This window comes from endosymbiont GvMRE of Glomus versiforme (assembly GCF_003546845.1).
Map to the genome: position 1 here is coordinate 156786 of NZ_NWVA01000003.1, position 20646 is coordinate 177431.

Genomic DNA, 20646 nt, shown 5'->3' on the forward strand with positions numbered 1-20646 from the left:
CAAACAGACATAAGAATCATAACACAAATTATTTGCTTCTAGAAGGAGGTAAAGAATAATGGTTCTTTGTGATGAATGCCTGAAGCCAATAATAGGGGACAAATTTGTCTTTAACCCTGACAAAAATGACGGTAAAAAGTTTTGTAGCAAAGTTTGTGCGGAGAAATACTACCGCACTGCTGCGGTAGAAGCTGCCAAAAAGATAAACTGAACTCCTTGAATAGTTGGATAATTGGAATAATTGGTGCGACAATAAGCTGATTATTTAAAAAAATATTTAAAAGTGATAAAGACAAAAAAAATAAATAGTCGCTTTTCCCTTTCACAAAAATAAATGCCCTTATTTAGCCCTTTCCTTTATTGCTTTGCTATCCTTTAACTTGTCCTTTTCTAAGCCATCTCTTATTATCTTATTGAGTTCTCCAAGTCTTTAATTTCCCTTTTAAGTTTTTCTATTTCTTGTTCTATTTGACTTTTTCTTTTTCCTTCTTCACTATACATTTGATAAATGCCAATGATTATAAACGTGCCAATTGCAAAAGCAAGCCAAATAAGAAAGCCCGTTGTTTCAAAATAACCAACTAGAGGAAATAAAGAAATCCCGATTATAAAACCCCATAAATAATGATATCACTTTGCTTTATTTAATCTCTCTCTCTCTCTCTCTCTCTCTCCTGTATTGTTTGCTTTGCTTCTTGTATCCTTAATCTTAACTTTAAATTTCTATCGCTATCTATTTCATCATTAACCATAATGAATAATTTTAATAATCTTGCCTTGAAACTAGCACTAATTAACCACTAATCACAAACTTTACAAACTAAAAAACTATGACTAACAACGAAAATAAAAAAAATAACAATAATGAAAACAACAACTTCACTTTTGACACCAAAGAATATGATCTTGAATGAGAAGAATCAACCAAGAATCGTGATGAACTTAAAAACAAAAAACGAGGTTTAACAGAATCAGTAGCGAGAGGAGCTGTCACGGCACTTAATGCTGCGATAAAAACTTATAATGCTTCCATAGGAAAAGCCGCAAGTTTTCTTTCTGGAAAAAATATCGATATCACTATACCAGAAATTAATCCAGACATGTCTCTTGAAGAAATTCAAGCAAGTGGAGCTGGAACTTTTGGTCTTGGTATGATTGATGCAGCAGCCAAAGCGGTTAGGAGAATAGGCCTTCCGGCTTTACAAGGTATAAGTATTATGGGTTATGGTGGACCACAAATAGCTAGCCTTTTAGCTGTTCCTCTCGCTGCATTGGAAGGTGCTATCGACCACACAAAAGACTTAATGATTAGTGGTGCATTCAGTAAACTTGGTGCTGAAATAGGAGACATAAAGGACGGTCAATCCCGACTTAACAGCAAAATCAACTCCCAAGGCAAAAAACTAACCGAAAACCTTAACAAGCTTGGTGAAGGCATGAAAGGAATGAAAGCCGAATTAGAAGGCAAACTTTCTTCCCAAGGCGAAGAAATCGGCAACCTTAAATCCCAAGGACAACGCTTAGAATCCTCCATTAACAACCTCTCTCAAGCTCACTCCGAATTTAAAGCCGAAGTTCAAACTCAATTCGAAGAAGTTAACGAAAGAGTAGATTCCGCTGAAGTAAAAATCACCAAAAACGCCCGGGATATCTTAGAAGAAAAGCTCGAAAGAGAAGCCATAGATAATGAACTTCGCGATAAAATCAAAGCCAATAAAATCCAACTAAATAACTTAAAAGAAGAACAAGAAGAGCTTAAAGAAGATTTCCAACGCTACCAAACTAAAACCGACCGCAAACTAGAAGAAGTCCACCAAGAAATAGAGAATACTCAAGAAGAATTCACCCACCAATTAAAAATCCAAGAAACTAAAATTCAAATGGAAATAGAAGAAACTCGCGACGAATTCGAACGAGCCAATAACCTAATCAACACTAAAATAAACCAAACCCAAGAAATCTTAGAAGAATACGAAGAAGAAGTGGAAAACATTAAACACGACCAAAAACGCTTAAACGTTGAATTCCAAGAATTAACTGACGATGTCGAAGAGCAATTTGAACTTATCCATCAACAAACTCGCAAACTAGACTTAGTAGCCGAGCAAATGGGCGAAATTGCCGAAGAAACTAACCGCCGCATGGATAACTTAGAAAACACTATTTTTGACATTGAAGAACAAGCCGAAGAAGCCTTATCTATGGCTCGCAAAGCCACTCGTGATGTCAACCAACTTACCGAAAACCTCCAAAAAGAACGCAAAAGAATTAAAAACTTAGAAGAACAAACGCAAAAAAACAAGCAAGAAACCAAAGAAGCTAAGCAAGAAGCCCAGCGAGCTAATGAACGCTTAGACAATTTAATTAAAGCCCAACAATTAACTGATTTCAGTAAAGAAAAACTAGCTTTTGCTAAAATCCAAAAATCTCTCCAACTCAAAGCCGAAGAAACCAAACTATTAGCTCAGTTAAATATTCTCCAAGAAACTAAGAAATTAATCCCCGAAAAGCCGGCAGAAAGAGAATGAAAGGTTGGCGTTAAAGAAGGAAAAGTTAAAGAAATGCCTCGACCGGAAGGAATGCCCTTAAATCCTAACTCTCATTGAGCCCAGGAATACACCGAGGAAGAATTACGAGAATGAGGCTGAGATATTCGCATTAAAAACGAACACGAATCAGCTCCTTTAACTACTCCTGACCGTCGAAAAGAAGAAACTGCCATTCCTTCGCAAACTAATCAAGAACAAACTGCTCCTGAAACCGACCAAACCAATCAAGTTCTTAAAGAACAAGTAGAAAGTGCTAAAAGCCAAATTCTCTCCCAAATCAAAGAAATCCAAGCCCAAGTAAATGAAAATCTTACTCCTCTAGAACAAGACCAGCAATCAGAAGCCTCTGATACTGAAAACGAGGATCAAGACCCTACGCAACTAAACGAACAAAAAGAAAAAGAACTCCGCACTGTCCGAGCCAAAGCTAAAGCTCAGCTCACTCGTCAGCAAAAACAACAAGCAACTTCTCAAAAAGAAGTCACTCAACTCAAATCAGCCCTAACCAAAGAAAAGAAAAAGTTAGAGAAAGCTAAAGAAGCAGCCGCTGAAGCTTTTACGGCTAAACAAAGAAAAGCCACCAAGCAAGCCCAAGCAGAAAGTCAAGAGAAAGTAGATAAACTTCAAAAGCAATTAGAGCAAAAACAAGAGCAACTTAATCAGCAACAGCAACAAACTAGCCAAAAAGAAAAACAAATCGAGGAACTACAAAAAGAAATCCAAGAAGTCCAACAACAAAGCTCAGCTTCTGCTTCCTCTCAATCTAAACAAGAACTCCAAGAAGAAATTGAGCAACAACAAGCCGAAGCCGCTCAACTACAACAAGAAATCTTAGAACAACAATGACAACAAATCAGTCAAGCCCAAGAGCAAGTGCTTGAAGAACAAAAAGAAAGTGAAGAATCACCTCCGGACGAACAAGCGGAAGAAGCTCAAGAACAAGCCGAAGCGGAACAAGAAGTAAAAGAATTAGAAGAAGCCGCTGCGGCTACGCAAAACCAAATGACTTTGTTTATGCTTTACTTGATTATCTTCTTGCTAGAATACATTGTCTATAAGCGTAATGGTTTACCTGGTTTAGTTATCCTGAACATCTGCTTAGCCATTGCTTATTACCACAAAGACACTTTAATGCAATATGTTGATTTATGAGATAAATACGTTCTAATAATAGGCTATATCATGGGTAATGTCTTAACTTATAACTGCGTAGAAAAACCCGAACATAAGTGACCCGCTGTGGTTGGATACAATGCCATAATTCTGGCTATTTGAGGCTATACTCAGTGAAAAAAACACCAAATCAATCAAAAACAAGAAACTGCTCAAAAGAAAGTCGCCCAACTAGAAATAAAAAAAGAACTAACCAAAAACCAAATTGCGGAAAAAGAACTTCCCGCTAAACTTTATAACTGAGAAGAAAAAATTCAAGATAAACCCTTAGAACAAACCGCTCAACTTCGTCAAGAGTTATTCCAAGCCGTCCAAACCATCAAAGAAGAAAAACAACAAGCCGAATACGTCCAACAACAAGAACAAATCGCCCAAGAACAAGAGCAAGTAGCATAAGAATTAAAAGCACAGCAAGAAAAAGTTCAACAAACCTTAGCCGAAGCACATAAAGCTTCCATTGATGCTAGTGCTATCAACACCGAAGGTTTAGAAGAACATTTTCCTGGTTTCCAAACTGAATTTGAACGAGTAAAAACTTGGTTTAAATCAATTCTTCCTAGCACTCAAAAGGATAATTTGCTTAAAGTTATTGAAGAGATTAAACTTACTAGCGAAGAAAGTAAAATCTTAAGCAAACTATATTTAAATGAGGAACAGATTCTAGTTATTGCTCTCCAAAATAAAAAAATTAAAAATCATGAACTAGAACTCCGCCAAACTTTCTCTAAACTAACCGCTAAACAAAAACTTAAATTGCTTAATGCCGGCTTAGAAGCCTTGGGCTTAAAATCCCTGGAAGACAAGCAAAATTTAACGAATGTCCGTCAGCAATTCCTTACTGAACAACAAAACTTTGATTTAACTCATGAAGAAAAAGAGAACACTTTAAGATTCTTTGTTACTGCTCTTTCCCTAAGCACTGAGCAGCAAAGCAAACTAGAAAATTTAGGAATAACTCTTTTTAATGCTTCTAACTGAAAAACTACTGAAGAGCACCGGCAAACCTTACTAAGAATAGGCTTAGAAAAGATTAAACTTAATGAAGAAGAAAAACAAAATCTTGCTAAGTCAAAAGTTAAACTTTCTTCTCAAAACGAGAATATCCTTAAAACCCTGGCTCCTTTACGCAAAGAGTATAAGCATTCAACCAATTTACTTAGAAATATCCAAGCACTTAAACTTAAATATGAAAGTCTCAGCTTCTTTAATCAACAGCAAGTTCTTCCTGATTTAAATACTCAGTTTGGCAAGCCAAAAGACCCTTATAAAGCCTTAAAGAAGCAAGTTTTAGAAAAAGAACAAAAGAAGTTATTTAAAGAACAACAAGAAGCCGAAAAAGAAAAAACTAGACAAAGAAACCAACAAATTAGAGCTAGTTTATTGCCTTCTTTGTTAAATTTCGCTCAGAATAACCCTGAATCAGCTGCTAAACTAGAATTACCTATTTATCGGGAAAGAATAACTTACCACGAAGACCAAAGAGGAATTATGTTAGGAATTGAAAACCAAGAGGAAACTTGAACCTCTTGACAAGCCATCGACCAAAACCATGCCACTCTTTTAGCAGTTAATGGCTTTAAGTCACTGAAAAAATATAGTTTTTTTGACCTTTTAACTTTTGCTTGAGGAAATATTAATCCGGAAAGAGAAACTAATTGAGAAAGATGACGAAATATTAGCCTTAATTTCACCCAAAAGTTAGTAGAAGAATGGATTAGTTATGGTTTTTCTTATGAACAATGCCAAGACTGAATAAATATCCATGCTCCTACTGACCAAAATCAAGCTATTCAAGAGCCAGCTTTTTATGCTTATTTAAGAGATAACATTGAGTTAGCCCCAGAACAAGTTTTAAACGATGAAACTATTGTTTTAGAAGACTTAAAAGAGCAATTCCAAGAATATCGCCAAAATAATCCTCCTAATGCAGAGCAACTAGATTGAAAACAATTCTTATCGGGACACTCCTGATTACAGGAAATCTGAGAAAACTATCTAACTTTCCAAGCGGAAAAGCTTCAAGCCCAATGAACTAAAAACTGTGAAGAGTTAGCCAAAAGAGGTGAAATAGGTCAAGAAATAGAAGAAAAGCAAGTAAATTTAGAAGAATTAGTCCCTAGTTTAGCCAAGTATGTAGAGGATAAAATTCAAGCCAGCATTTCTCACTTACCGGCTTATAGTTCCTCGCAAACTACTTGAAAAGAAACTGATGCTGAGCAAGAACAAACTTCTCAGCAATCGCAATCTTCTAATCAAGGCTCTCGTTATGATGACTTATTTTCTAACCTAAGCCAAGAAGAAGCCGAAAGGCAAAAGAAAAAACAATCCCGCGAAGAAGCCCGCAAGAAACTCGATAACCTTGAATTCAATCGTCGTGAGCAAAACTTAGACACTAAACAACAAAAATTAAAATCCGAAGAAGAACGCCGCCAGAGAGAAAGAGAACTAGAAGAACAAGAACTAAAAGCTCGTCAACAAGCCTTTGAAGCTCGTCAAAAAGAGTTAAAAGAGCAAGAAGAAAAACGCTTAACTAGTCAAGCCGAACAAATTGAAACTAAGAAAAAAATGGCTGAAGAAGCCCTTGCTATCAAGCAAAAAGAAGCTGAATTAGCCGAACAAAGAAAACGAGCCGAAATTGACCGCTTAGAAAAAGAAAACCAACAAGAGCAAGAAAGATTAGCAACTCGAGCCCGATTAATTGAAGAAGAAATGCAAAAACAATTAGCCCAAATTGCTTTAGAAGACCAAGAATCTCGCCAAAGAATTGAAAAAGAATGCCAAGAAAGAAAAGCCCAATTAGAAAGAGAAATCTTAGAATTAAAACGCAAGAATGAACGAGACTTAATGCTTAAAGAGCAAGAATTAGAGAAAGAAAAGCAAGAAAAGGATGCTCAAATCGAACACTTACGAAAAGAAGCTAATTTAGCTGAGACTGCTTACCAAGAAATGCAAAGCAAAATTGCCGAAGAAAAAGAAGCTTCCTCAAAACTAGGTGAAACTACCAGCAAAGCCCGAGAACAGAAGATGGCAGCAGGAGAAGTTCATAAGAAAGCTTTCGCTGCTGTTTATGAGTATTATTTAGATGATGATGAGATTGCAAGTTGCAATAATATCAGCCATACCACCCCTAGTGGCTCCGCTTTACCAAGTGTGCGAAGTTTATTTAACCAACACCCCGAAATGAGGTTAAATATCTTTAATTCCAAAGTAATGAGCGGCGGAGAAAGTGGCGAGAAAGTAAGCATGACTACCGGAGCCAAGTTTTATTACTGAAATGCGAAAGAGTTGACTACTCTAATTAATAAGTGTTTAGGTAGTGGCTCTTATAGCAAAGCAGCTTTGGAAGCCAAGATTAAGAGTATTAGTGACCCCAATTTTTTTAGTTAATTATGAATGAATTAGAGAGATTAAAAGAGGAATTAAGACAGAGGAGAAAAGAGTTTGCTTTATTGAAAGAGAAAGTGAAGAAGTTAGGTGAAACAACAAAAGAAATTAGCAAAGAAAACACTGAAATTAAAGCAGAGTTAAGGAAAGAAACTAATGAAAAGTATGAATTCATCAGGAAAATAATGGATTTAAGAGGAGCCCTTGATAAAGTTAAACAACGAAGCACTCGTATTCCTGGACTTCTTAATACTATGACATCACTTCCTAGTATGGCATCAATATCCAAAGATAGAGTTGTAGACATTATAAGAGAGATAATTTCTATTGTAGATAGTGTACTAGGGAATGATTATTAGAGAAAGTTAAGCAAATTACTTTGACTTAATTCTCTTTGCCCTTTTTCAACTTCACTATTCAAAAAACTAACCCTGCTATTACTGCCAAGATTACTACTCCTCCTATGATAACAAGCACTTTATTCTTTTCAAAGAAAGATTTATTCTCTTTGTTATCAGCATTGCCTGCTTTAGAGGAAACATTGGCTTGATTCTGTTTAACTTGCTGAATTTCTTGTAAGATTTGCTTAATATAACTTTCTAATTCTTCCTTTTCTTGCTTTTGTCGCAATTCTTCTAAAGTAGGAAAATTAGGAACTTCTAAATTTCCTTTTTCTGAGTTTAGTTTATTTCAAGTTAAGTTTAATTCTTTTTCGGCTTCTTGTTTTCTTTGGCTTTCTCACTGTTTAAAATGTTTTTCGGTGCAAAATACTCATTGATGCTCAGGATTAGTAGCGTTACTAGTGCTTTCTTCTAAGACTTTGGTGCGTTTGTCTCAAATGTAGTGGTAAACTAAGGATTTCTTATCACAAACGGCATAGTGAGAGAGTTTATGTTGCTCTTTTTTCTTTTCAGGAAAGAATTTTTCTTCATAGCAATCTTTACTGCAAAAGACTAGTTGGTTCCCTTGGGGTTCTGTGTCGGCTAAAGTGACTTCTATTTTTTTAGTATCAGGGTCGTAGATATAGTGCCAAATTGAGGATTGTTTTTGGCAGTTAACGCAGGCTTTATTCATGGTTGCCTCCTTGCGTCTTTTGTTCTAATTCTAGAGCAGTTTTCCATGCTTCTTTAACAAGTTGAACTTTTTCAACTATGTTTTTGTTTTCAAAGTCTTCTAATTTATCACGAATGTTTTCTCATACCTCTTGGATTTCTTTAAGTTGCTTTTCTAATTTATTTACTTCTGCTTGGTCAACTTCTAAACCGTTCTTTTTCGCTTCTTTTAAACCGTCAAGCATTTCATTACCCATCTTAATAAAATTACCAAGATAATGGTCGCGAATAAGTTCTTTCAATCTTATCCTGCTTTCATCTAGAACATGATTTAAAGTATCTTCGAACATAGAAACATGAGTTTGTTGACTCTCTGAACCCTGTTTAAGAAATTCGTTGTAGTTTTTCTCTGAAGCATAGTGTTCTAATAAGTTTTCTTTTTGTCTTTTCGACATATCTAGATGAAACTTCAAGAATTCTATAAATTTGCCCATAGTTTCTTGTCAAAAATCTTCAGCACCAGCTTCTTTAGCTTGCTTTTCAGCAGCATCAAAATCTTTTAATTTCTTTTCATAATTCTCAATTATTTCGTCTAGTAAAGTAGTCAATTCTTGGCTTTGTTGCCGAAGATTTTGGAAGATTTGAGCAGGAGAATTGTTTTTGTCGTCTTTGTTGTTTGGATTAGCAGGGTTATTTGCTGTTTTAGGTGAAATTGGGTTAGGGTTAGTTTTTTGCGGATTAGTTGGAACTTTCTTGGGCTCTTCAGGTATTTCTAATTCTTGATTGAGTTCTTTGATTTCTTTTCTGATTTGTTGGATGATTTCTTCCTTTAATTCAATTTCTTGGGCAAGATTATTTATTTGCTCTTCTAGTTTAGGTAAAATGCTTTCTATTTTTTGCTTTTTAGTTTTTAAGTTGGTGAGAAAGTTTTCTAATCTTTGAATGTCTTGGATTTCAGATTCAGTTTGTTTAAGACTAGTGGCTTCTTTTTGTCTTTCTTTTAAGATATTTTCGTGTTGAAGAATAGCTTGATTTAACTCTTGTTTGGCTTTTTTAATTTTGGTTAGTTGATTTTGGAAGAATTGAGTATTTGGCTGGTTAGCAGTAGTTTTAGTGGTGGCAAGAGAGTTATTTTGCTTAGTTTCCTTAGGTCTGGTAAGAAAATATACTAAACCACCAATAATTGCTAAGAAAACTAAGGCAATAATTACTCAAATTAAGTGTTTTTTAGATTTGCTCTCTCTCTCTCTCTCTCCATAATTAGGGGTGTTCATTAGTGATTGCCTCCTTTGCTGGAACCAGGGGTTCCGTAAGTGGGTTGGATGATTTTTGCTTCTTGAGAAGTTTGTTCTTGCTCTTGGAAGTTAAGTTCATCTAAATTAAGGTTATTGATATCAAATTCTTTTGAAACTTTATACTGCTCACTACTCTGGAACTTTTGCAATAGTCTGCTAATTTCTCCTGTTGGTAAAAGTCTACTAGTATAAACTGCTCCTGGGTTCTTTTTCTTTGTTGTATCAGGATACTTGATTTCATCAGGTAAGGTTTTATTGTGTTCTTCGGCTTCTTGGAGTTGTTGAGTGAATTCAGTACTCTCTTTTTTGCTGATTTCTTCCTCTCACTTTTGTAAAGTTCTTTTTATTTCTTGGGCAGTTGGTCTTTGGGCAGGATCAACATCTCAGCATCTTTTAATTAAATCTTCTAACAATTGAGGTATTTTGATTTGAAACTGGGGTCGTAGACCTTTACATACTTCTACTGCTAGATGAATATCATGCTCTCTATCATAATAAGGAGGTAATCCTGATAACACTTCATAAGCAATTATCCCAAAAGAATAAATATCACTAGCTTGGGTATAAGGCTTTTCTAGCAATATTTCTGGAGCAACATAAGGCATCACTCCGAATATTTTATTTTCTTTGCTTGCTTCGTTTGCTGGTTTACATAAACCTAAATCAGTAATATAACTAAAATTATCTAGCATAATAATATTTCCTGAGTGAAAATCTTTATGAATTAATTTTTGTTGGTGAATTGTATTCAGTCCAGATGCTATGCTCCACAGTAAAAAATTAATTTTTTCCTCAAAGTTTGGCTTATTATAATTATCTTGCAAATATTGTCGCAGATTGCCACCCGAAATATACTTCATTACCATGATATATTCTTTAGTATCTGGATATTCTGAGATTCCACAGCATTCCACAATAAATTCAGTTCCTTTTTTAAATAATAACTTATGACAAGCAACTTCTTGCAGAAAATCCTTTGTCGTATTTTGAGAGCCATTCAACTTTTTTAGAACTACCTTTTCACCATTCAATTTGGCTTTGTACACAGTGCTAAATCCACCGTCTGCTAAGTGTTTGGTATTGATAAAATTTTTATAAGGTATTCACTTTAGTGTTTGTTGCTTTTGAATGAATTGATCAACTTCAGGATTACCTCTTGTGCAAGACTTACATCAGTCTTTTCCGATATTAGGTTGATGACACTTACTACACAGTCCAAACTCTTTGCATGCTTCTCTTAGTTCTTTATCAAGCATTAACTTTCCAATTAACACTTCTTTTTGTTCAGGAGTTAATAAGCATGAATGATTAAAGTTTTTTATTTTTCCAATTGTTTCAACTTCGAGTTAGCTGTTTTTAATTAAAAGTTTCATTAAGTTAACTTTTGCAAAAAAATATGATCCTTCTCAATAATGTTTCCAATAGTTTATTGCTTGACTACTGTAATTAGTAAGCGAATTTAATTGGTTAATAATTTCTTCGAGTTTTGTAGTGCAACGAAACGCAGTTTTAGTTGAAAATCACAAATATTCTCACATGTTAAAACTAATATTAGTATTGCTGATGTCTAATCGTTTTAACCTTTTCATCTCTTTAAAAGGCTTTAAAGAACCAGCTAAATGTTCATTATCACTCACATTAAGATCCTTTAACTGCGGACAATTAAGTTGGAGGGAAGTAAGTTTGTTTTTGGAACAATTTAGTACTTTTAGATTGACAAATTCTTCTAATTTTAAAAGACCACCAAGATATTGTTCGGAAATATTCAAGTATTTGACTTCATTTCTTATCTCTTCAGGATACCTTCAATCTAAATATTCTTGAGCAGGTATGCCATCTTTTTTTAATTGTTCTAACTCTTGTTTCAATTCTGAACTGGGCTGATATCCTTTGTATCTAAAATAAGCAGCAAATACAGCATCATTTTTATCTAAACCAATATCTAGTCAAGATTTAACTTCTTGGGAGGTGAAATTATGGTTTTTTCAGAGTTTAACTTCTTTATAATCTTTTGGTTCAAATCCAACTTTAATTCATTTTTTAGCTTCTTGATAAGTTAGGTCTGCTTCTTCTCAATATCGTTGATAAATTTTGTCATTTAAATCTTTTTTAGCAAAATTATCATGAATATCAGTTCAAATTCTTTTATACATACCCTCACTAACAATAGAGAAAATCTTGTTTGCCTTTAACTTCTCTTCAATCTTCTGCACTTGGCTTTTAGGTATTTCTCGGCTAGAGCAATAGATCATTTTGATGCTTTTTGGTAAGCATTTAATGCTTCCACTGATATTAGTATTACTAATGTGAAGCTTTTCTAACTCAGTTAAACCTTCCAAGGTTTCTAGGTTACCAAGGAAACGGTTATATTTGTTTTCTTCAATTTTTTTTCCATCGTCATTACCAATAAACAATTCTTGTAAATTAGTAAACTTGCTAAAAGTTGATATGTCATGTTCATCTAGATTATTATTTTCTATACTTAAATAAGTTAATTTTTCTGGATTTGTTGGATAACTTATGCTTTTTAATTGGTTATCACTACAACTTAATTCAGCAAGTTTTTTTAACTTATCTACTTTTAATTCAGTTAATTCATTTTTTCAGCAATGAACTTCCTTTAAATTAAGACAGTTATTTAAATCTAAAGTAGATAGTTGGTTAAGGGAACATTGTAAAAGAGTAAGTTTAGGTTTTTTTCCTAATTCTAATTTAGTTAAAGGAGTCTTTAGGTAATTTCCTCAAATTCATAATTTTTCTAAGTTAGGGTATTCGCTTAAATTTAGGTTTCCTCCTTCTAGTTCTTTAGCTTGTTCTTTAGTTAGTGTTAAATTGGATTTAAATCTATCACGCTCGCCAATGATTATTTCTTTAATTCTTCCCTTATCTTCTTTAGCCTGATATTGCTGATCTAATCATTGTTGAAGATTTATTGTTTCTTTTTCAACTCTCTCTCTCTCTCTCTCTCTCCCTTCTCTGTATCGTCTATTTGTTCTTTTCATAAATTATCCATAATATAATTATTTTAGTATACCACCAAAAAACTTCCTTGTTTCCAAATTACTAAACTTAATTTTCCCTAAAAATAAAATCAATATGTCCAATTCCAGAGAGAGAGAGAGAGAGAGTAGATACCAATTTAACACTCCCCAGCAAGGAGAAGCCTTAGAGTTATTAACTTCTTTGCCGGAAAGTAGTGCTAGTTTGGTTTTTCTTGACCCTCAATACGAGAAAGTTAGTACTGTTTTAAAGTTAAATTACCCTCTACACTTCCAATCTGACTAACAAATTAGCCACATCTTAAAAGAAATTGAGCGAGTGTTGAAGACCAGCGGCTTTTGTCTGCTGTGAGTAAACAAAACTATTCTCGGCACTGACCGAGTGCCAAATTGATTACTCCAAGCATCTCAGTTAAAAATAGTTGATTTGCTTATCTGAGCCAAACCTTATTTTGGCTTTGGTGCTTATTTTCGGAATCAAACTGAATTTGCTTTTTTACTCCAAAAGCAGCCTACTAATAGCAAATTATTTAAGAACCGAAGCTTTGGTAATGTCTGAACTGAAAACAGTTTGTCCACTAGTCAGAGAAACCACCCTCATCAAAAGCCCAAAGAGTTAATTAAGGCTTTGATTGAAGCCACTACTAATGAGGGTGATTTAATTATTGACCCTTGTGCTGGCAGTTTCATTGTTTTAGAGGCTTGTCAGGAAACTAACCGGGAATTTATAGGCTGTGATTTAACTTATGGAGAGATGGAAGAGTTTATCTCTAAAATTAAAAAGCCCACTTTCCAGACTTCAAATAAAGTTTGTTTAAATTGCTTGGAGTTTATTTAGTTTTCTATATATAACTTCCCCACAAACTATATATAGATTTTTTTGGTATACCATAAAATATACTTACAATCCTTTTCAACTAAATAATCACAATTTATCTAGAATTAACCATGATTAGTTTTTCCGTTCAATCTATATATAATATTTTAGCATTTTCTTAGTTTTTTATATACCACTAATATATCACTTTCATATGCTTTCGTGTGTTAGTGATATATTAAAATAATCCTTAACTTGCTAGTCTATTTAGTAGGCTAAAACCCTTATTATGAATAACTTTTGAACCCAACTTGAAAACCAACAACTAGCCAACAAAGAAGCAACTGAGAAATATTTACTGACTAAACTTGGCTCTCCCAAAACCGAAATCCAAACCAACCTTTACGGAGAAATCTTAAAGAAAATAGTCTCTTACTACTTCACCTCTGAAGAACCCCAAAACTACACCACCTACTCCCTCTTTGGCTCCATCACTGAAATCTCAGAAAAGAAATATAAAGAAGGCAAAAACAAAGGTCAAACTTATTATGTCCTCAAACTCGGAGGAGGAAACACTAAAGAAACTCTCCAAGCCCGAAAAGAAAACCTCACCCAAGAGAAATGAAACCAAATCACTAAATTAGCCATCTTAGGCCAGAATTTAGTTTTCAAGTATCGAAAATGAATCACCAACAAACAAGTTTTAGACTTCTATCCCCAAGGCAAAAAGTAAGCATTATGAACTATCCAAGAAAAAATAATTTACTTTGTAAATTAAAAAAAAATAAACCCACCCAAGGCACTAGCGGGACGGAGATGCTGACTGGCTGGTTGTCTGTGAGATATCACTTACCCAGCGGGGTAAGGATAAATCCTGACTTCAGCGTCAGCAAATCCTTCCCCCGCTGGCCTTGTTGGCCCTTATGTATACGGGAAAAATATTTAGGAGGTAAAGAAAATGAATAGAATATTAAGTATTGACCCCTCAGGGACAGGAACCACAGGAATTTATTTTAAGAATGGCAAACAAGAGAAGTTTAATCACTATCAAGGAAAAGAGTGGCAAAAACACTATGATTTTATTGTTTCTTTAGTCAAAACCTATCAGCCCACTGTTTTGCTTTACGAACACACGAATTTTATTAACACCAAAGGCAAGGACATGACCAGTTTATTAAAGTTGCTGGGAACCCTAGAAGTATTGCCGGTGGAGAAGGTGAAGAGTGTGCCAGTTAATCAGGTGAAAGCCTTAAAAACCAAACTACTTAGTGGAACCAAAACCATAGCAGGCTTAGAGTTTAAGAAAGGCCGAGGTAAAGGGTGAAGTTGAAAGAACCAGAGAATTAGTATCCATGAACTAGATGCTTGGTTAGTTTACTGATTAGGGAGGGAATATGAGTAAGTTAATTAACTGGAAAGGAATTTACAAACTCTCTCCACTCTTTCACATCTACTTTACAAGCCGTAAAAGAGGAAAGTCTGACACTAAGGGCTGGTTCTTTTTAGAGGAAATAATCAAACCTAACAACACTTCCCGTTTTGCTTGAATTCGTCGTCGTTGACATGACAGTCTCCTTTCCACCAAACCTTTTTTTGAAGACTTAGTAGCCAAGTTTTGTGAAGAGTATCCTAATCTCAACCGTAATCACTTCGAAATCAAAGAACGAGGACTATTCTACCAAGGAACTAAAAGAATAGATTTTTACGACCTCTTTTCTTACCAAAGAGCCCGAGGAGCCATTGCCCGAACTGTTTACCAAGAAATCGTCTTTGAAGAAGCTATTCCGATTGACCAAGAATTCCTCTATGTCGGGGGTCGAACTGAACAGTGAATGTTTAAGGACTTAATTGATAGTTTGAAGGGCAGGAAGGGCAAGGATGGCAAAGCCTTGCCACTTCAAACTAAAATCACTTTTCTGGCTAATCCTTATTTATTTAGTGCTTGGTTTTTAGATGTTTTTAAGAATATTCATAAGTTACGGAAGTTGGCAGAAGAGAAAAAGAGCAAGAATGATAACTCCGGAGTATTAGAGATTGCCAAAGACGAGCAAGGAGTAGAATGATTGTTATATCTCAACTTAATTGAAGGTGAATATGATGCTCACTCCCGAGCCTTAGAAGAGAAAATCAACCCTAGCACAGTTAATTGAGATGATTTTATGATTGATGAAGACCAAATGAAAAAGTATCGGATAGTTTACTCCATCCAAGACTTCTTTTTTTGTGAATTAGGAGAAAGGAAAGTCCACAAGAAATATGCTTTGCTGCATTTCACCAAAAACACTAAGCAGACTGATAGCACTCTTATTAACTTTTGCTTTGATTGAGAGGAAGTAGCTAAAAGTAAGTTAAAGAATTGTAGGTTAAGGAAAAAAGAAGAGATTGTTAAGAAATGAGTGAAACTGCTTAAAGAAGGAATGTTGAGATTTAGAGATTATCGGGGGAGAGATTGATTTCTTGGATTGATTAAGGGAGTTCAGGGGAAGGTGAATAAAACCTAAAGGGAAAAACAAGCAAAATTATAAGGAAAAATTAAGTTGGTGAGTGGAATTATTAGGAGCAAGGAAAATTGAGTGAAATTGTAAAGGAATTGTTATTTTTTAGATGGTCCAGGAGTGCCGTAAGTGGGTTGGAGGATTTTTGCTTCTTGGATAATTTCTGAATTATTTATCTGTTCTCAAAGATTATTGTAGAGATTGAGGAGGCTTTGATTTTCAGTTTGAGTAATGGTTAATTGTTGTTTGAGTTCTTTATTTTCTTTTTGTGTTTGTTCTAGTTGGATTTTTAATTCTTGAATTTGTTGGTCTTTTTCTTGGAGTTCTTCTTTCAAGAGTTCACGGGCTTTTTCCTTAGCTATTTTTTGTTTGTAGGCTTGGAGTTTTTGGGGAAAGTCTATGATTCGATCATCTTCATCTACTTCTATTATTCCTTTCTCGTTAGGAAAGAAATTAAAAAAAACTTGGCATCTGGCATCTTTTCTTTCATCTGCTGAAAAACGAAAGCTTTCAACACTATCTGATAAATATTCTACTCCACTATCAATATCGGTGTTGCTAATATCCAAATCCTCCAATTTAGTTAAATTTTGCAAAGGTTTCAAGGAACCTACGAAACGATTATCATTAACAAACAAACTTTCTAAATTAATCAAATGACTAAACATGGATAAATCTCTTTCCGAAAGGTTATTGTTTCTGATATCTAAATAAGTTAGTTGCTCGGCTTGGGCAGGAAGTTTTAGGTCTTGCAAGTAATTATCATAAAAACACTCAAGTTTTTCTAATTTACTACAATTAGTTAAATCTAGATTGTTTAGCTGATTACATGGGCAACGAATCTTCTTTAACTTTGTACAATTATCTAAATTTAAATTTGTTAATAATTGATTATCATAACAATATAACTCTTCTAAATTAACAAAATCACTTAAGTCTAAAGTGTCAGTAAAATTTACTTCATTAACAAATAATTCTTTGGTGCTATTTCTTTCTTCTTTAGGATAATTCCTATCCAGTCATTCTTGAGCATTAACCATTATTTATTTTCCTTTCTAGTGAAGTATCACACTAATCCTACTATTAGGATTATTATTGCTATTCCTCCTAAAATTCAGGGTAAATAGTTTTTGCTCTCTCTCTCTCTCTCTCTCTCTCTCTCTCTCTCTCTCTGTTGTTGGTGTTTGTTAGTTGGATAACTTTTAGATGATGAAGTGGATTGATTAGATTTTTGCTGGCAATTAGAAGCATGCTCTTTTAATTCTTCGGTTTGGTCTCCATAACTATTAGATTTGATTATTTTGATTACTGCTTGGCAGGAGGGGCATTTTTCTTGCTTATAATTATAGCCACCTGTTTCTGGATGTCTTACCTCATCTTTTCTATTTCTATTACCAACATTAGGACAAAAACACAATTCAAACTTCCGATAACTTTCTTTTCTTTTTATTTCTCAATCTTCACAATTGGCTAATTTTTCTTTTAATCATTTCTGACAATAAGAACAATTATGATTTACACATTTTATTTCTTTACTCATGATAATTATAGTTTTAATTATTGACATGTCAGAAAACTAACTTCAATTATCAACTCTAACAACAACATTCAGAATTAATTCCCTCAGTAAATATTCTTACTGGTATGTCCTCATCAATTTCAGGAAAAAGCACTGTATATCCTCCTCCTCAAATCTTATAGTTCTTTAATTGTTCAGGATTAATGTCTTCCCGAATAAATCACTGCTTAAAAATTGTTTCCCAAGGCAAACTAATTTCTCTTTTGTCTTCTAAAAACACGGTAATCTTTTTCTTGTTTACTTGGCAAGAAAGTATTTTAGGATGCCAGTGTTTTTTTGTTAAAATGCTTTTGGACTTACTTAAAGGAATTTCTTGCCTAATTTCTCTTAATCTTGTCATAAGTCATTTTTAAAATGGTCGGTTGGTTTTGATGTTTCTATTAGTTAACTCTTTTTTAATTTTTTGTTTAATGTCAGTTAGGTTTTCTTGGATAAACTTTTCAATCTTTCTTTGTTCAGACAGAGAAAGGTCAGTTTCTTGGCTTTTGTCTCTTTCTGGAGGATTTAATCTAACTTTCATGCTACCTTTTTCTCCGATAACATGAATGTGTATTTCTTTATTAGGGTCTTCGGCAAATTCTCCTGGACGAAGAATAAAATCATAACCTCTCCAATTTCTCCTTGGGTCTTTTTTTTCAAAAATTGAAACCATTAATAGTTTAGTTTTTAATCTCCATCTTCATCATCTCCTCCTGGGTCAACATCACCAGGGTCAATATCATTTGGATCTGGGTCTTGTCCTGGGTCAGGTTCATTAGGGTCTATCTCTGGTGGGTCAATTTCGGGTGGTTCAATGTCAGGAATATCAATATCTGGTCCGGGTTCATCATCAGGAACATCTATGTCCGGAGGAATATCAGGCTCAATAGGTAGTATTTCTGGTTCTCCTCCGCCTAGGTCAAAGGGGTCAACTTCTGGGAAATCATTATCAGGGACAATGTCTCCTTCTCCTGGTTCAGGGACATTTATTTCCGGGTCAGATAGAGGGATTTCTGTCTCTCCACCAGAGCCTGCTGGTGGGCTTCAGTCTAGTTGGTCGAAGTCATCATGACCGGGAATTTTTTGTCATTCGATTCGAGAAGTTCCTCCTTTGGTTGTTCACCTAATTGTGCCACCGGTGGGGATAAATCCATAAGCTTCATTGAAAGGTTTGTTGTCTTTACCGCGAATATACTGTCCGGTGAATTCTCAAACATCACCCGAGGAACCTAAACACCTATCATTGTCAGCTGTTTTTCAATAACTACCCTCTAATCTAGCACTGGTTAGTTTATCAAATCAAGGATTATAAGGCAGTCCTTTATGGATACGGTCTAAACTGTCATTCCCACCATCATAATCACGGTGTAAATCTAAAAACCCAGGAGTATTAACACCATATCCTTGAGTGCTGGCAGCTCCACAGCCGATACAGGTGTAAACATCTATGAATTCTTTGACGGGTTTGTTGAACTTCAAGTCAAATCCTCCATGAGTGTGTCCTTCGTGTAAATCACTATCTTGGAAAGATTGGGGGAATAAAACTAATCAATGGTCTTTACTGCCATCCTCGAAAGTTATGAAAAAGTGAGCTCTTTGGTGATAGTTGGAGCCTTTGGTTCGGTTGATTTCGTTGGTTCAGGGTTCGTCTCCGTCGGTGATGGCTTGGGCTGTGTAATTTTGACCATGGCAAAAAGACGAATACTGAACACGATTTACTGCTTCTTTAACTCCCAAGTCAGGATTAATAAAATGTTCTTTTTTGTCTTCATAAAAAGTCACTCCTCGGGCAAAGCATTCTGCCATTCTTCCATCTGGGTCATAGTCTAGGGTTAATTTACCTTGAAAATAACCAGGTCGGAGGATATATCCGAGTTTCTCAAAAGTTATGTTTAGTGGATAAGTAATAGGATTTTCGTTATTGTTATGTTTAAGGTTGTTTAAAAGGTTGTTGCTGTAATAAAACCGACAAATGAAAGCTTTTTGTTCAGTTCTAAGCCAAAAATCAAATAAGTTATAAGGAAACTTTACTGTGTTGGCATAGAATATACTTGGTTCAATTGGATTATCTCCTGCATGTGATAAAGCAGATTGGAACATTCTTGCTGTCTGTTGTTCTTGTATTCTTTGGCTCCTTTCTCGTTCCATAAAACTACCACCTCTATCTTTGCCAACTAAATTGCTAGCCATTTCCTCTTTGGCTTTGTCAGCTCCACTGGTATCAATGCCAAAGAAACTTGCTGCTGCTTGGGTTGCTCCTTTTATGGTTTGGCTTACTCCATCAATCATTACTTTTACTAGGGACATGTTTACTATTCCCTGCCTAACTTCTATTTTCCATTTAAAGAAAATGTGGCCACTACGAAAAACAACATAAGTTCCTGCTGGATTAGCCTTAATTGCTCAATGAACTCTGATTTGTTGGCTACCATTATTCTCAAAATCACCAATATCTAAATAAGGCAGGTTAGCCGTAAACAAAGAATTATTAAGAAAGTAAAATTGAAAAGTAGAGTGAGTCGGCAAATGCTTATGTTGAAAAATTTCGTTAGGAATTGAAACAAGCAATTTGGTTTGAAATTCATAAAACAATTTCCCATCAGCATTATAATCAGTAGGAGCAATAAAAGTCTGATATTCTTTTTCAGTTAGAGTGTCTCAAAAATCTTGCCCTACTTTTTTGACTTCATAAAATCCAGGTATAAAAAGTTTTTCATCATTAAATACATCTATTCCACTGAAACCTTCATCTACTTTTTGCTTAACTTTGAATAGAGAAAAGTCAAGTTTTGTTGGTCATTCTCCATCAGCAACCACTTTATATCCCAAATCAGAGCAAAAGGAATAATGTAATTTATCTAAATTAGAAATTGGCATATTTATATTTTTAACTAATTATAAAATAATTAGTATAATTTCAGTGTTGATATATCAGCAATATATTATTATGACATATCATTAAAATTTAATATCATGTCAGAAAAGATAAAATGTAGCAAAGATAATCCTTGTGAAGAATGTATAAAAAAACAGAAAGAATTACTTGAAAAAACTGAGAATTGAGAAGTTAAAAAGAAAGAAAAGTTAGAAAAGTTTGAGTTTATTGAAGCTGAATTTTGTCATAATAAAAACCCTGATAATCCTAATAAGGTTCAATATTCAAGTTTTGTTCATGGTATTAATTATAATAATGAAACATGCCCCTCCTGCCAAGCAGTAATCAAAATAATCAAATCTAATAGTTATGGAGACCAAACCGAAGAATTAAAAGAGCATGCTTCTAATTGCCAGCAAAAATCTAATCAATCCACTTCATCATCTAAA

The 20646-nt window shown here is 34.4% G+C and carries 20 protein-coding genes; 11 read left to right on the forward strand and 9 right to left on the reverse strand.

Going from position 1 to position 20646, the window contains the following annotated elements; genetic code table 4:
* Nucleotides 1–58: 58 nt before the first annotated feature.
* The 4 genes from GvMRE_RS13740 (at nt 59) to GvMRE_RS07795 (ending at nt 7465) form a co-directional block, all read left to right on the forward strand.
* Entirely contained in the window at nt 59–232 is a 174-nt protein-coding gene (locus GvMRE_RS13740) for a hypothetical protein (protein WP_172575322.1), read from the forward strand.
* Nucleotides 233–830: 598 nt separating this feature from the next.
* On the forward strand, nt 831–4118 hold the full coding sequence (locus GvMRE_RS07785; protein ID WP_147410650.1) for a coiled-coil domain-containing protein: 3288 nt from the start codon (nt 831–833) through the stop codon (nt 4116–4118).
* Nucleotides 4119–4298: 180 nt separating this feature from the next.
* A complete protein-coding gene (locus GvMRE_RS07790) occupies nt 4299–7109 on the forward strand; it encodes a hypothetical protein (RefSeq protein ID WP_147410651.1) in 2811 nt (936 codons plus the stop codon).
* Between the two features lie 2 nt (nt 7110–7111).
* Nucleotides 7112–7465 carry a hypothetical protein gene (locus tag GvMRE_RS07795; RefSeq protein ID WP_147410652.1) on the forward strand — a complete coding sequence of 118 codons (354 nt, stop codon included), beginning with the start codon at nt 7112–7114 and terminating at the stop codon, nt 7463–7465.
* A gap of 25 nt (nt 7466–7490) precedes the next feature.
* Here GvMRE_RS07795 and GvMRE_RS07800 read toward each other — a convergent pair whose 3' ends face one another.
* From GvMRE_RS07800 to GvMRE_RS07815, 4 genes are all read right to left on the reverse strand, one after another.
* Nucleotides 7491–8180, reverse strand: coding sequence for a hypothetical protein (locus GvMRE_RS07800; protein ID WP_147410653.1), 690 nt, complete (start codon nt 8178–8180; stop codon nt 7491–7493).
* The gene (locus tag GvMRE_RS07805) at nt 8173–9432 is read right to left on the reverse strand and encodes a coiled-coil domain-containing protein (protein WP_147410654.1); all 1260 of its coding nucleotides are present in this window, start codon (nt 9430–9432) and stop codon (nt 8173–8175) included. Before GvMRE_RS07805 ends, GvMRE_RS07800 begins: the two co-directional genes overlap by 8 nt.
* Complete coding sequence (locus GvMRE_RS07810) at nt 9432–10709, reverse strand: protein kinase domain-containing protein (RefSeq protein WP_147410655.1); 1278 nt, start codon at nt 10707–10709, stop codon at nt 9432–9434. Before GvMRE_RS07810 ends, GvMRE_RS07805 begins: the two co-directional genes overlap by 1 nt.
* 90 nt (nt 10710–10799) lie before the next feature.
* A complete protein-coding gene (locus GvMRE_RS07815; RefSeq protein WP_147410656.1) occupies nt 10800–12455 on the reverse strand; it encodes a leucine-rich repeat domain-containing protein in 1656 nt (551 codons plus the stop codon).
* A gap of 94 nt (nt 12456–12549) precedes the next feature.
* On the opposite strand from GvMRE_RS07815, the gene GvMRE_RS07820 reads away from it, so the two are divergent.
* The 6 genes from GvMRE_RS07820 to GvMRE_RS07845 all read left to right on the forward strand — a co-directional run bounded on the left by GvMRE_RS07820 (nt 12550) and on the right by GvMRE_RS07845 (nt 15770).
* Nucleotides 12550–12738: a hypothetical protein gene (locus GvMRE_RS07820; protein WP_147410657.1), complete on the forward strand. Its 189-nt coding sequence runs from the start codon at nt 12550–12552 to the stop codon at nt 12736–12738.
* Between the two features lie 33 nt (nt 12739–12771).
* The gene (locus tag GvMRE_RS07825; protein ID WP_172575323.1) at nt 12772–13290 is read left to right on the forward strand and encodes a DNA methyltransferase; all 519 of its coding nucleotides are present in this window, start codon (nt 12772–12774) and stop codon (nt 13288–13290) included.
* A gap of 268 nt (nt 13291–13558) precedes the next feature.
* Nucleotides 13559–14002 (forward strand): hypothetical protein, encoded by a 444-nt coding sequence (locus GvMRE_RS07830; protein ID WP_147409675.1) that lies wholly within the window; start codon nt 13559–13561, stop codon nt 14000–14002.
* A 5-nt stretch (nt 14003–14007) separates the two neighbouring features.
* Nucleotides 14008–14235 carry a hypothetical protein gene (locus GvMRE_RS07835; RefSeq protein WP_147409674.1) on the forward strand — a complete coding sequence of 76 codons (228 nt, stop codon included), beginning with the start codon at nt 14008–14010 and terminating at the stop codon, nt 14233–14235.
* A complete protein-coding gene (locus GvMRE_RS07840) occupies nt 14228–14671 on the forward strand; it encodes a hypothetical protein (protein ID WP_147409380.1) in 444 nt (147 codons plus the stop codon). The genes GvMRE_RS07835 and GvMRE_RS07840 overlap by 8 nt, the downstream gene beginning before the upstream one ends.
* Nucleotides 14664–15770: a hypothetical protein gene (locus tag GvMRE_RS07845; RefSeq protein ID WP_147410659.1), complete on the forward strand. Its 1107-nt coding sequence runs from the start codon at nt 14664–14666 to the stop codon at nt 15768–15770. The genes GvMRE_RS07840 and GvMRE_RS07845 overlap by 8 nt, the downstream gene beginning before the upstream one ends.
* Nucleotides 15771–15862: 92 nt before the next feature.
* Here GvMRE_RS07845 and GvMRE_RS07850 read toward each other — a convergent pair whose 3' ends face one another.
* From GvMRE_RS07850 to GvMRE_RS07870, 5 genes are read right to left on the reverse strand one after another with little or no spacing between them, the layout of a single operon-like run.
* The gene (locus tag GvMRE_RS07850) at nt 15863–16804 is read right to left on the reverse strand and encodes a hypothetical protein (protein WP_147410660.1); all 942 of its coding nucleotides are present in this window, start codon (nt 16802–16804) and stop codon (nt 15863–15865) included.
* Nucleotides 16804–17304 carry a type VII secretion EssA family protein gene (locus GvMRE_RS07855; RefSeq protein ID WP_147410661.1) on the reverse strand — a complete coding sequence of 167 codons (501 nt, stop codon included), beginning with the start codon at nt 17302–17304 and terminating at the stop codon, nt 16804–16806. The genes GvMRE_RS07850 and GvMRE_RS07855 overlap by 1 nt, the downstream gene beginning before the upstream one ends.
* Before the next feature lie 55 nt (nt 17305–17359).
* Nucleotides 17360–17683, reverse strand: a complete 324-nt coding sequence (locus tag GvMRE_RS07860; protein WP_147410662.1) for a DUF2442 domain-containing protein — start codon at nt 17681–17683, stop codon at nt 17360–17362.
* Nucleotides 17684–17692: 9 nt separating this feature from the next.
* Nucleotides 17693–17995 carry a DUF4160 domain-containing protein gene (locus GvMRE_RS07865; protein WP_147410663.1) on the reverse strand — a complete coding sequence of 101 codons (303 nt, stop codon included), beginning with the start codon at nt 17993–17995 and terminating at the stop codon, nt 17693–17695.
* Nucleotides 17996–18009: 14 nt separating this feature from the next.
* Nucleotides 18010–20199 carry a hypothetical protein gene (locus GvMRE_RS07870; RefSeq protein ID WP_147410664.1) on the reverse strand — a complete coding sequence of 730 codons (2190 nt, stop codon included), beginning with the start codon at nt 20197–20199 and terminating at the stop codon, nt 18010–18012.
* 96 nt (nt 20200–20295) lie between these two features.
* Here GvMRE_RS07870 and GvMRE_RS07875 point away from each other — a divergent pair.
* Nucleotides 20296–20646 (forward strand): hypothetical protein (locus GvMRE_RS07875; RefSeq protein ID WP_147410665.1); only part of this gene is annotated, 351 nt, incomplete at its 3' end.